This is a genomic window from Acinetobacter sp. UBA5934, assembly GCF_002430855.1.
Taxonomy (GTDB): Bacteria; Pseudomonadota; Gammaproteobacteria; order Pseudomonadales; family Moraxellaceae; genus Acinetobacter.
On sequence record NZ_DJDC01000051.1, the window covers coordinates 1 to 10,977 of the forward strand.

The following is a 10,977-nucleotide window of genomic DNA, read 5'->3' on the forward strand; positions in this document are numbered from 1 at the left end:
CGATAAATTGAGGTCAATTTCCAGATTGGCAATTGACATGCTGATTGCAGAGGGGACTTTGCCGAGTTTTCTGGCAGCGGCAGAAAATGAACCGCTTTCAATCACGGTCTTAAAAATGATCAGTTGTTCTTGGTTAATATTCATCTATCAAAACTTTTGAAAGAATCTAATTCGATTAATCAATATTATCAAAATAAAATGCCTTCATCCAAACCAATGAGTTTTAAAATGTTGATTTCCAAAAGAAGGATAATTCATGCGCTAAGTTATGAAGTGATCCTGCTGGTGATTATTGCGATCGTGCTGAGCTTTATTTTTGCAGTGCCGATGGAAGTGACAGGGACCTTGGGTATTGCCATGGCAGTTACCTCACTATTTTGGAATATGACTTTCAATCACTTTTTTGAAAAGTTTGAAGCCAAACGTAAACTGAAAAGAACGGTGAGGGTTCGGATACTGCATGCAATGGGATTTGAGGGTGGTTTAATGTTGGTCACTATTCCAATGGTGGCTTATGCGCTGAATATGGGGATTTGGCAGGCAGTTTTGACTGACCTCAGCATGACGCTGTGTATTCTGGTTTATACCTTCGTGTTTCAATGGGGCTATGACATTATTGAAAACCATTTAGGAATAGATCGTAGTTATCAAACATGATTTAAAAATTAATTAATATTTTGATCTCTTATTTAAGAAAAGATTTTTATCTTTTCAGGTACATTCCTTAACCTAAAACTGACAGTTTGCTGCATTACTCGGGTTTGATCTCCTTTATATTAAAAATGCACTGCTTAAATATGAGAAAAGTGCATAATTTTTATAAGCTGTTTTAAACCTAATTTTAAAAGCATGATAAAAGGATAAGACCAATATGAATGACAATTTTGATCGTGACGTTGTAAAAAACCTTCCTAAAGATGCTCGAGATGATTTAAATGCAGATCCAATTACTGGTGAGCCGGGTGCCCATCCAGTCGGGACAGGCGTTGGTGCAGTTGGTGGTGCGACAGCAGGCGCAGCGGTTGGAGCAGTAGGTGGCCCAGTTGGAGCAATAGTCGGCGGCGCCGTAGGTGCAGTAGTCGGTGGTTTGGCTGGTAAAGGTGCCGCTGAAGCAGTGAACCCGACAGAAGAAGAAGCCTATTGGAGAGAAACTGCACATACCACACCTTACTATGCAGAAACGCTGACCACCTATTCGGACTTGGATTACGAGCGAGACTATGAAAATGCCTATCGAATTGGCTATGAAAACCGTCCTCAGTATGATGCAAGTACGCGTTTTGAAGATGTAGAAAATGATCTAAAAATTAAATGGGATCATGCGAAAGGATTGTCACGCTTAACTTGGAATGAAGCGAGAATTGCAGTTAAAGAAGCGTGGGATCGTGCTACGCGATAAGCTTTAAGCTATTGAATTAAAAAGCCCTCAGAAAAGTTAATTTTCGAGGGCTTTTTATTTAGCAAGTGAAAACAGCGTTATTTTTCAATAATCGCTGTAACACCTTGGCCGCCAGCAGCACAGATTGAAACAAGTACACGGCCCGAACCTTTCTGGTTAAGCAATTTAGCAGCAGTTGCAATGATACGGCCGCCAGTTGCTGCAAATGGGTGGCCCGCTGCAAGAGATGAACCTTTAACGTTCAATTTGCTACGGTCAATAGAACCCAGTGGAGCATCTAGACCTAAACGTTCTTTACAGAATTTTGGATCTTCCCATGCTTTAAGGGTAGAAAGCACTTGAGAAGCAAACGCTTCATGGATTTCATAGTAGTCAAAGTCTTGAAGAGTAATACCTGCACGTTCAAGCATACGTGGAACTGCATAAGCAGGCGCCATTAACAAGCCTTCTTTTTTCTCGACAAAATCAACTGCAGCAGTTTCCTGGAAAGTTAAGTAAGCAAGAACTTCATGACCATTGGCTTTAGCCCATTCTTCAGAAGCTAAAAGCACACAAGATGCACCATCAGTCAGTGGAGTTGAGTTACCTGCGGTCATGGTACGCGCATCGCCTTTACCGAATGCAGGTTTAAGTTTTGCAAGTTTTTCTACAGATGAGTCAGCACGTAAGTTGTTGTCACGTTCTAAACCAAGGAATGGAGTAATGAGGTCGTCGAAGAAACCTTCTTCGTATGCAGCTGCCATTTTCTGATGTGAAGATGCTGCAAGTTCATCTTGAGCTTCACGAGAAATGCCCCACTCAAGTGCAGTAATCGCTTGATGATCACCCATAGAAAGACCGGTACGTGGCTCCCCATTTTTTGGTGCATCCATCAAGTCTTTTACATTGATTTTGGTTAATGCTTTTAAGCGGTCTTTTGCTGTTTTCGCAATGTTCAATTCAAGTAATGCTTTACGTAAGCCGTCACCGAAAGCGATTGGTGCATCAGAAGTGGTATCTACACCACCGGCAACACCGACTTCAATTTGACCCAAAGCAATTTTGTTGGCAACAAGGAAAGCTGCCTGTAAGCCTGTTCCACATGCTTGCTGAATATCGTAAGCAGGTGTTTCTGGAGCAAGTTCAGTATTCAGTACACACTCACGTGTCATGTTAAAGTCACGGCTGTGTTTTAAAACTGCACCGGCAACGACTTCGCCTAAACGTTGACCTTGTAAATTGAAACGCTCAATCAGACCATTTAATGCTGCAGTAAACATGTCGCTGTTAGAAGCAGTAAAGTAAGCACCGTTTGAACGGGCAAAAGGAATACGGTTACCACCGATAATAGCAACGCGGCGAACTGTGTTTTGGCTCATGGTTTTATCCTGTTGAACTGACGTTGGTGTTGGAGTTTCAGCTGTTTGGGTCGTTGAAGTAGTCGTTGTACTACGTGGTGACGTGGAACGAGTGCGGGTCGTTTTAGTCGTATTGTTTGCTGGCTTGGCTGCTGTGCCAGAAGTTTTAGTTGTACGAGGAGTACTTTTTGATGGTTTTGACACAGTTTCAGTAGCAGAATTTTCGACTGCCGGATTTTCTTGAGTTGTTTTGCTCATCAGGCTTTTCCAAGCATTTTACAGTATTCTTGGGGTGTACATTACCACAATTTAAAAAAAGCTGAATTGACTAAAATGACATTAGGCAAAGCATTCAGGTCAAGACATCCATGGTTTAACTCAAGTATGATTCTATGGAAACTGATGGATGTATTGAAATATAAGTGCCTGACATCCTATTGAAGTTAAAAGGATATGTTCACTACCATCAAAAATTAATTTGTAAGAGAGATAATAAACATGACTGATCAATACCAAACCTTTGCAAAATCTCCTATTGGTAAATTTGTCATCAAAAATTTAGGTTTGCCGTCACCAACTTCTTTAGAACGTTTCGAGTCAGCTTCACCTGTAGTAAAAGGTGCGGTGTTATTTGGTGCTGCATCAGCCAGTACATTATCGGGCGCAATTGCACAGGTTCTGGCCAATATTCATGCCAATGGCTATGCTGGCAACAATGCAGAACTGCAACAGGCTGCTGCAAAAGCGGGTTTAAATCTTGGTGCATTTAATGAAGGTGATAAAGAGTCAAAATTTAAAGCGGTGATTTTTGATGCGTCAGGCATTCAAGATTCTGAACAGCTGAAAGAACTTTATCACTTCTTTAACCCGATTGCGCGTCAAATTCAGGCTTCAGGCCGTGTGGTGATTGTGGGTATTAGCCCTGAAACTGCCAAGACAGTAAAACAGGCCATTGCACAGCGTGCGCTTGAAGGTTTTGTAAAATCTGTAGGTAAAGAATTCAAAAAAGGTATTGCAGCACAACTGGTTTATGTCGATGAAGGCGCTGAAGCAAACCTTGAGTCTACATTGCGTTTTGTATTATCTCCACGTTCTGCTTATGTGTCTGGTCAAGTCATTCGCGTGTCTAAAGCCGATGTGGTAGATGTAGACTGGGCTAAGCCACTGGCTGGAAAAACCGCGGTGGTTACCGGTGCCAGCCGTGGTATTGGTGAAGCGATTGCTCACGTACTTTCACGTGATGGTGCACATGTTATTTGTCTGGACGTTCCTCAGCAGCAAGCTGATCTGGACCGTGTTGCCGGTGAAATTGGCGGTTCAACCTTAGCGATTGATATCACTGCTGCAGATGCTGGTGAAAAAATTAAGGCTGCTGCGGCTGCACAAGGCGGTCTGGATATTATCGTGCATAACGCAGGGATTACCCGCGACAAAACTTTGGCAAACATGAAGCCTGAGCTTTGGGATTTGGTCATCAACATTAACTTGTCTGCGATTGAACGTGTAAATGATTACTTACTTGAAAATGAAGGTTTCAATACCAATGGCCGTATTGTATGTGTATCTTCAATTTCAGGTATTGCAGGCAATTTGGGTCAAACCAACTATGCTGCTTCTAAAGCAGGTGTCATTGGCTTGGTTAAATTTACTGCGCCAATCTTGAAAAATGGTGTAACCATCAATGCCGTGGCACCGGGCTTCATTGAAACGCAAATGACAGCGGCAATTCCATTTGCAATTCGTGAAGCAGGTCGCCGTATGAACTCAATGAGTCAAGGCGGTTTGCCTGTCGATGTTGCTGAAACGATTGCATTGTTTGCATCTTCAGCGTCTACAGGTTTAAATGGCAATGTGGTTCGTGTGTGTGGTCAAAGCTTGCTAGGGGCTTAACACATTAAAGTCCTCTCCCTTGCGCTTTAACTAAAGCTCAGGGAGAGGATTTAGGAGAGGGAGATAAGGGGATATATTATTAACCCTCTCTCTAGCTCTCTCCCAGAGGGAGAGAGAACTCCATTAAATAAATTAGAAAAATTTCTCAAAGGTTCAGTATGAATACTCGCCATTTTAGCCAACTTCCAAAACCTTATTTAGCTTATCCTAAAGTGATTCAAGGCTTGATTTTTAAAAAGCCTAAAGGTGAAAAAGTACTGCCGCAAGTGGAATATGTGGTGGATTCATTCAAGGTTGATCAAAAGCATCTTAAAGCTTACAACGAAGTGTGCGGCTTTAAAAATAATGGCTATATTCCTGCCATTTATTTAGCTGTGCTGTCGCAAAGCTTGCAGATGCACATGATGACGACAGAGGCTTTTCCATTTGCAATTTTGGGTCTGGTGCACATTCGTAACCAGATTAAACAAAGCCGCAAAGTAGGAACCAATGAACAGTTGACCTTGTCTTGCAAATTTGGTGAATTGCAACCGCATGATAAGGGGGTGCAATTTGACTTTATTACCACGGCGAAAGTAGGTAATGAAGTGGTAATGGAAGGGATCACTACTTATTTGGCCCGTCAAAAAACCAATGTTAAAGCTGCGCCTAAACTGGTCGATAATAAAACACCTGCCTATGAATTGAATGCAGAATGGAATGTCTCTGAGAATACAGGACGCCGTTATGCTCTAACTTCAGGTGACTTTAACCTGATTCATATTCATGCCATCACAGCAAAAGCATTCGGCTTTAAACAGGCCATTGCGCATGGAATGTGGAGTAAGGCGAAAGTACTTGCCAGCTTAACTTTGCCGGATGCCTATGAGGTTGATGTCTGGTTTAAACTGCCGATGTATTTGCCTTCAAAAGTGGAGTTCCTGACTGCTCAGGAAGGCAAAGACACTGAATTCGTCATTCGAAACAGTAAAAACAAAAAACCGCATGTCACGGGAAGTGTGAAAGCACTTTAAGACTAAAGCCTAAGTCACGGTAGATTTAGGCTTTTTTATTTTAAGCTTGGAATAACATATTACTGGTCTATGGAAAGCACAGTTGAATGAAAAAAATCAAAGAATACATCTTCGCGAATACAGCAAATTATCAAGGCCATGTCGATGAGCGATTTATAGACCTTGCCACACAATTCAGCCGCATGCAGGATACGCGGGCAGATGCAGGTGGTGCGGCTTTGGTGGTGTATTTTCAGGGACGCAAAGTCGTTGATATCTGGACCGGGAAAAAGTCTGAAACTGAAAGCTGGCAAGCTGATACCCTGGCTGTCTGTTATTCTACGGGCAAAGGGGTGCTTTCCACCTTGGCGCATATTTTGGCCAGTGAAGGCTTGTTGGATTACGATACACCTGTTGCCGAGTATTGGCCTGAATTTGGGCAAAACGGTAAAGATAAAATCACCTTAAGGCATATGCTGAGCCATCAAAGTGGTTTATATGATATCCGCAATAACATTGCAGCTGCAACAGAGATGGCAGACTGGTCACATATGTTAGATGTCGTTGCCAAAGCAGAACCACGGTTTGCTGTGGGAGATGGAGCGGCGTATCAACCTTTGATGTTTGGCTGGCAGGTGGGCGGAGCGCTTGAAAAAGCGACAAATCAGTCTTTAGCAGAATTGATGCAAAAGTATCTGATCATTCCTTTGGAACTTGATGGGGCTTATTTTGGTGTGCCAGAGACTGAACTGAATCGTGTTGCAAGATTGGTTTCCCAAAATAAAACCCATGCTGCAAAGCCAGCGCAGTTAAGCAAGACAACTAAAACACCACGTAAAGCATCGATCTTTGAGAAACTCCTTGAACTGAGTGGACAGAATCCACAAGACTTTCAGGATGCCATGATTCCTAAAGGCATGAAGCATTTTTCCTTTTTTAGTGATCAGGGCTTGCAAGCAGTCATACCTGCTGCGAATGGAGTATTCACGGCAAATAGCCTGGCAAAAATCTATGCCATGCTTGCCAATAATGGCCGATGGAGTGGTCAGCAACTGATTCGCCCATCGGTTATGCGTGAGTTGAGTACTGTGCAATACACCAAACGCGACCGTATTATGCCTTTACCGATGCATTGGCGCTTGGGTTATCACCGGATACTGACTTTGGGCAAATCCTCCCAAGGTTTTGGTCATATGGGCTTTAATGGTTCTGGTGCGTGGTGCGATCCGGAGCGTGGATTAAGTTTTGCTTATATTCATAATTTTCCTGTCGCATCCATAACCGGAGATTACCGATTATGGGGCTTAACGCAGGAAGCATTGCGCTGTGCAGATCAGGTTTTATATGGTCGTAAAGGCTGGTTTTAATTTGCAACATTTTGCTTGAGAAAATAGCTGAAAAATATGCTACTTTTCCTGCGATTTTAGCTGCTGTTGATCTTTCATGAAAAATGTAGTGTTGATTCCTTTGGTGGCAAGTGCTGCATTATTGGGATGTCAGGATGCCAATCAATCAGATCCGCAAAACAAGGCATCGATAGAATCGCAAAAGCAAATCGCAGCATGGGCAGGAAAATATGAAGGTACTACGCCATGTATGGGCTGTTTATCCCGTTGTGAAGATTGTCCAGGAATGGCGGTTGCTTTAGAGCTGCATGAAGACAAAACCTATACTTTAACCCGTGAAAGTTTGAGTGGTCATAACGAATTAGAAACCCTGACTGGTCAGCTGCGTTTTGATGCCAAAGATGAAAACAAAATTGAGCTGATCAACGTGTCCACACGTAATTTGCTTTATGTAGATTTAGACGAAAAAGTCTTGGAAATTCGTGTCGACAAGACGGCAAAACCTTATCAGATGCAAAGTGATTTTGTTTTGGACAAGTTAGCTTAATCCATTTATTCAAACAATTTTAAATCCTGTATTTAAACCGGATAAATACAGGATTTTTATTACGCAAACGCTGGCATTTATTTCACTATTTTATAAAAAAACAGTATGCTTAGACCTGTAAAAAGGAGCATACATGTATCAAGTACTTGCACGAAAATACCGTCCACGTAATTTTAATGAATTGGTGGGGCAAAACCATGTGTCACGCGCACTAACGAGTGCCTTGGAACGTGGTCGGTTGCATCATGCGTATTTGTTTACCGGGACTCGCGGAGTAGGTAAAACCACCATTGCGCGTATTTTGGCGAAATGCCTAAATTGCGAAACTGGGGTGACATCAACGCCGTGTGAAGTGTGTGCCACCTGTAAGGCGGTGAATGAAGGCCGTTTTATCGATTTAATCGAAATTGATGCGGCATCACGCACAAAAGTAGAAGATACACGTGAATTATTAGATAACGTTCCCTATGCACCGACCCAAGGTCGTTTTAAGGTTTATCTGATCGATGAAGTGCATATGCTTTCTACGCATTCTTTCAATGCGCTGCTCAAAACACTGGAAGAACCGCCAGAACACGTCAAATTTCTTTTTGCCACCACTGATCCACAAAAATTACCGATTACCGTGATTTCACGTTGCCTGCAATTTACTTTGCGTCCGCTTGCAGTCGATGAAATTACCGAACATCTGGGAAATATTCTAAAGCAGGAACAGATTCAGGCCGAACAGGATGCAATCTGGCAAATTGCTGAATCTGCCCAAGGGTCATTGCGTGATGCCTTATCTTTAACCGATCAGGCGATTGCGTATGGTCAGGGCGCAATCCAGCATCAGGATGTTAAAGACATGCTTGGCTTGATTGACCGCACCATCATTTATGATCTGATCTTGGCGATTCATCAAAACCAGCAAGCACGGGTCAGTCAATTATTGATGCAATTCCGGCAACAGGCCTTGGATGTGTCACTGGTTTTAGATCAGCTGATTTCGACCTTGCATGAACTGGCATTATTACAATATCTGCCTGAGCTAAGCTTGAAATATAGTGCTGAAATCAATCAAAAGATTATGCAGTTGTCTCAACTCATTTCAGCACAAGATTTACAGCTGTATTATCAGGTGGCGTGCAAAGGCCGCGCCGACCTGCAACTTGCCGTGACGCAAGAGCAGGGCTTTGAGATGTGCGTGCTACGTTTGTTGGCGTTCCGTCCATTACAGCCGAATGAAATTCCTGTATCACAAGCGCAAGTCGTTACACAGAACGTTCAGCCCGTAGTACAACAACCGGTTCATTCAGAGATTTCACAGCAGCAATCCTCGCAACATGTAGCGGTAGAATCGGTCACATCGGTTGAATCAGCAGCTGTATACGATGATTTTGATGATGGGCAGTATGATGACGACCCGTTTAATGAAGTTTCAACTCCGTCTGTTTCCGTAGATGAACCAAGTTCAGATGATTTCCTGGAACAAGAAACAGTAGAAGCTGAAGTGCTGTCTAAATCAGCAGATTCATCATTAAATTCGGATCAAGCACAGTCAGAAAGAATTATCTTCGATCCATCGAGTGACGATGCATTATTTGGCTTTGAGAATGAGCCGGAAGTGCTCAGCAATACAACTGATGAAGCAAGCAGTGATGACTTTCTGTTTGATGAATTAGTGCCTTTAACAAGCGATGAAACAACCCTAGTTGAATCTCAAGCGGAAGTTCAACCACAAACTCAGCTAGCTGTAGAAGAAACAGCCCAAGATTCATTATTTGATTTAGCAGTTGAACCCACACCTCATGTGGAAGTAGAACTTGCCAAGGATGAACCAGTCCAAGCGAGTGAGGCGACGACTTCGACATTGATGCCACAGGATATTCTAAAATTAAAGCCTCAAGTGCTTGAAGGTGAATGGACGGTGGATAAATGGGAGTACTGGTTCCGCAACAGTGAATTATCACCTGCAGTTCAAGAGTTGGCACAACAGGGCGTAATGACTGGACAGATCAATGGTGAATCGACTTTCCATATTCCAAAGCAATATGAAGCCCTATTGACTCAGTTGCAGCATGCCTTGGAGCAGGCGTTAAAAAGTGAATGGTCGAGTACACATTTTCAGGTTCACTATGCAGAAGTAGCAACCACGACGCCGTATAGTATGCAAACTGAGCGTAAAGAAAAAGCTTATGCGCGTGCGGCAGAGTTACTGCATGCCGAACCTGCGGTCAAAGAGCTTTTGCAAAACTTTGAAGGTGAAATACAGAATATCCAGCTCAAATAAGTTTATTCATTTACGCTATATGGATAGAGAGCATCCCGCATTTTGATTGGAATCGGGGTGCTTTTTCGTGTCTGGCGGTCAACAAATACATGCACGAAATGACCCTGCGCAGAAGCCACATCATGGCCCTGTTTGAAAATGGCTAAATCATACTGCAGAGATGAATTTCCCAGTTTGGAAATAGTCACTCCGACATCAATGATTTCAGGATAAGATAATTCCTGAAAAAAACTACAGGCAGAATCCACCACTAATCCAATCACGGGCGAATAGCGAATATCAAAGTCTGCCTTTTCAATCAGCAGGGAATTGGCGGCAGTATCAAAATAACTGTAATAAGTCACATTATTGACGTGTCCATAAATATCATTATCGGACCAGCGGGTTTGAATAGGCAAAAAGTATGAAAAATCTGCACGTCGCTTAGGTATCTGTTTCATTGGTATAGTCGCTTAAATCTTGATTTTTATCAGCAGTATAAATTCGAATTATGCATAAATAGCTTGATAAATTTCCCATGCATCGTGTTGGCTGAGATCACGTGGGTTGTTTTGCAATAACCGCGTTTGCAGCATCGCATCATTGGCTAATTGTTCCAGCATATTTTCAGGAATATTTAGATCTTTCAGTCTTAAAATCAGGCCACTTTTATCTAAATGATTCTGCATATGATCAATGAATAAATCACATAACCCGTCTGTACTGCCGTTGCTTTTCGGGTCTAGCCAGCACATCAGCTCGGCATAGTGCTGTTTGGCATTCGGTGCATTGAATTTTAACACTTCAGTCAAAACCAGAGCATTGCTATGCCCATGAGAAATATGAAAATGTCCACCTAGAGGATAAGCCAGCGCATGTACGGCAGCAACCGGTGCATTGGCAAAGGCTTGTCCGGCAAGCATGGAACCAACCAGCATATTTTGACGTGCTTCTAAATTTTGCCCATCGGCGAGAACCAGGCTCAGATTTTTATTGAGTAATCTCAGGGCCTGTTTAGCGAGCATATCGGCATAAGGGTTCTTTTTGATTTTTGAGGTATAGGCTTCAATGGCATGTACCATCGCATCGATGCCGGTTGCCGCGGTAATATGCGCGGGCAGGTTTTGGGTAAAAGTCGCATCTAAAATGGCCACATCGGCAAATAAAACCGACGAAACAATACCTGTTTTGGTGGTTTCACCGGTGGTGACAATG

The 10,977-nt window shown here is 42.8% G+C and carries 10 protein-coding genes and 1 pseudogene; 7 read left to right on the plus strand and 4 right to left on the minus strand.

The annotated features are described in order from the left end of the window. A partial coding sequence (locus tag B2Y23_RS03550; protein ID WP_291369071.1) for a LysR family transcriptional regulator occupies nt 1-144 on the minus strand: 144 nt, incomplete at its 3' end. 84 nt (nt 145-228) lie between these two features. On the opposite strand from B2Y23_RS03550, the gene aceI reads away from it, so the two are divergent. Further along, nucleotides 229-657, plus strand: a complete 429-nt coding sequence (gene aceI / locus B2Y23_RS03555; protein ID WP_291356916.1) for a chlorhexidine efflux PACE transporter AceI — start codon at nt 229-231, stop codon at nt 655-657. A 214-nt stretch (nt 658-871) separates the two neighbouring features. Then, nucleotides 872-1,399, plus strand: a complete 528-nt coding sequence (locus B2Y23_RS03560; protein ID WP_291356918.1) for a hypothetical protein — start codon at nt 872-874, stop codon at nt 1,397-1,399. Between the two features lie 77 nt (nt 1,400-1,476). On the opposite strand, the gene B2Y23_RS03565 is transcribed toward B2Y23_RS03560, so the two are convergent. Further along, the gene (locus B2Y23_RS03565) at nt 1,477-2,994 is read right to left on the minus strand and encodes an acetyl-CoA C-acetyltransferase (RefSeq protein WP_291369053.1); all 1,518 of its coding nucleotides are present in this window, start codon (nt 2,992-2,994) and stop codon (nt 1,477-1,479) included. Nucleotides 2,995-3,234: 240 nt separating this feature from the next. Here B2Y23_RS03565 and B2Y23_RS03570 point away from each other — a divergent pair, with 240 nt between their 5' ends. From B2Y23_RS03570 to dnaX, 5 genes are all read left to right on the plus strand, one after another. Next, nucleotides 3,235-4,626, plus strand: coding sequence for a 3-oxoacyl-ACP reductase (locus B2Y23_RS03570; RefSeq protein ID WP_291369055.1), 1,392 nt, complete (start codon nt 3,235-3,237; stop codon nt 4,624-4,626). Nucleotides 4,627-4,784: 158 nt separating this feature from the next. Further along, nucleotides 4,785-5,639 (plus strand): MaoC/PaaZ C-terminal domain-containing protein, encoded by an 855-nt coding sequence (locus B2Y23_RS03575; protein WP_291369057.1) that lies wholly within the window; start codon nt 4,785-4,787, stop codon nt 5,637-5,639. 86 nt (nt 5,640-5,725) lie between these two features. Next, complete coding sequence (locus B2Y23_RS03580) at nt 5,726-6,985, plus strand: serine hydrolase domain-containing protein (RefSeq protein WP_291369059.1); 1,260 nt, start codon at nt 5,726-5,728, stop codon at nt 6,983-6,985. Nucleotides 6,986-7,061: 76 nt separating this feature from the next. Then, nucleotides 7,062-7,511: a copper resistance protein NlpE N-terminal domain-containing protein gene (locus B2Y23_RS03585; RefSeq protein ID WP_291369061.1), complete on the plus strand. Its 450-nt coding sequence runs from the start codon at nt 7,062-7,064 to the stop codon at nt 7,509-7,511. 133 nt (nt 7,512-7,644) lie between these two features. Beyond that, nucleotides 7,645-9,783 (plus strand): DNA polymerase III subunit gamma/tau, encoded by a 2,139-nt coding sequence (dnaX, locus tag B2Y23_RS03590; RefSeq protein ID WP_291369063.1) that lies wholly within the window; start codon nt 7,645-7,647, stop codon nt 9,781-9,783. 2 nt (nt 9,784-9,785) lie between these two features. Here dnaX and B2Y23_RS03595 read toward each other — a convergent pair whose 3' ends face one another. Next, a complete protein-coding gene (locus tag B2Y23_RS03595) occupies nt 9,786-10,223 on the minus strand; it encodes an acyl-CoA thioesterase (RefSeq protein WP_291369065.1) in 438 nt (145 codons plus the stop codon). A 48-nt stretch (nt 10,224-10,271) separates the two neighbouring features. After that, nucleotides 10,272-10,977 (minus strand): annotated as a pseudogene (locus B2Y23_RS03600) (iron-containing alcohol dehydrogenase); the annotation flags it as partial.

What these genes read in the sequence shown, in the direction of transcription:
- aceI (WP_291356916.1), top strand. Translation starts at nt 229, where the DNA reads ATGTTGATTTCCAAAAGAAGGATAATTCATGCGCTAAGTTATGAAGTG.
- B2Y23_RS03560 (WP_291356918.1), top strand. Translation starts at nt 872, where the DNA reads ATGAATGACAATTTTGATCGTGACGTTGTAAAAAACCTTCCTAAAGAT.
- B2Y23_RS03585 (WP_291369061.1), top strand. Translation starts at nt 7,062, where the DNA reads ATGAAAAATGTAGTGTTGATTCCTTTGGTGGCAAGTGCTGCATTATTG.
- B2Y23_RS03570 (WP_291369055.1), top strand. Translation starts at nt 3,235, where the DNA reads ATGACTGATCAATACCAAACCTTTGCAAAATCTCCTATTGGTAAATTT.
- B2Y23_RS03565 (WP_291369053.1), bottom strand. Translation starts at nt 2,994, where the DNA reads ATGAGCAAAACAACTCAAGAAAATCCGGCAGTCGAAAATTCTGCTACT.
- B2Y23_RS03595 (WP_291369065.1), bottom strand. Translation starts at nt 10,223, where the DNA reads ATGAAACAGATACCTAAGCGACGTGCAGATTTTTCATACTTTTTGCCT.
- B2Y23_RS03580 (WP_291369059.1), top strand. Translation starts at nt 5,726, where the DNA reads ATGAAAAAAATCAAAGAATACATCTTCGCGAATACAGCAAATTATCAA.
- B2Y23_RS03575 (WP_291369057.1), top strand. Translation starts at nt 4,785, where the DNA reads ATGAATACTCGCCATTTTAGCCAACTTCCAAAACCTTATTTAGCTTAT.
- dnaX (WP_291369063.1), top strand. Translation starts at nt 7,645, where the DNA reads ATGTATCAAGTACTTGCACGAAAATACCGTCCACGTAATTTTAATGAA.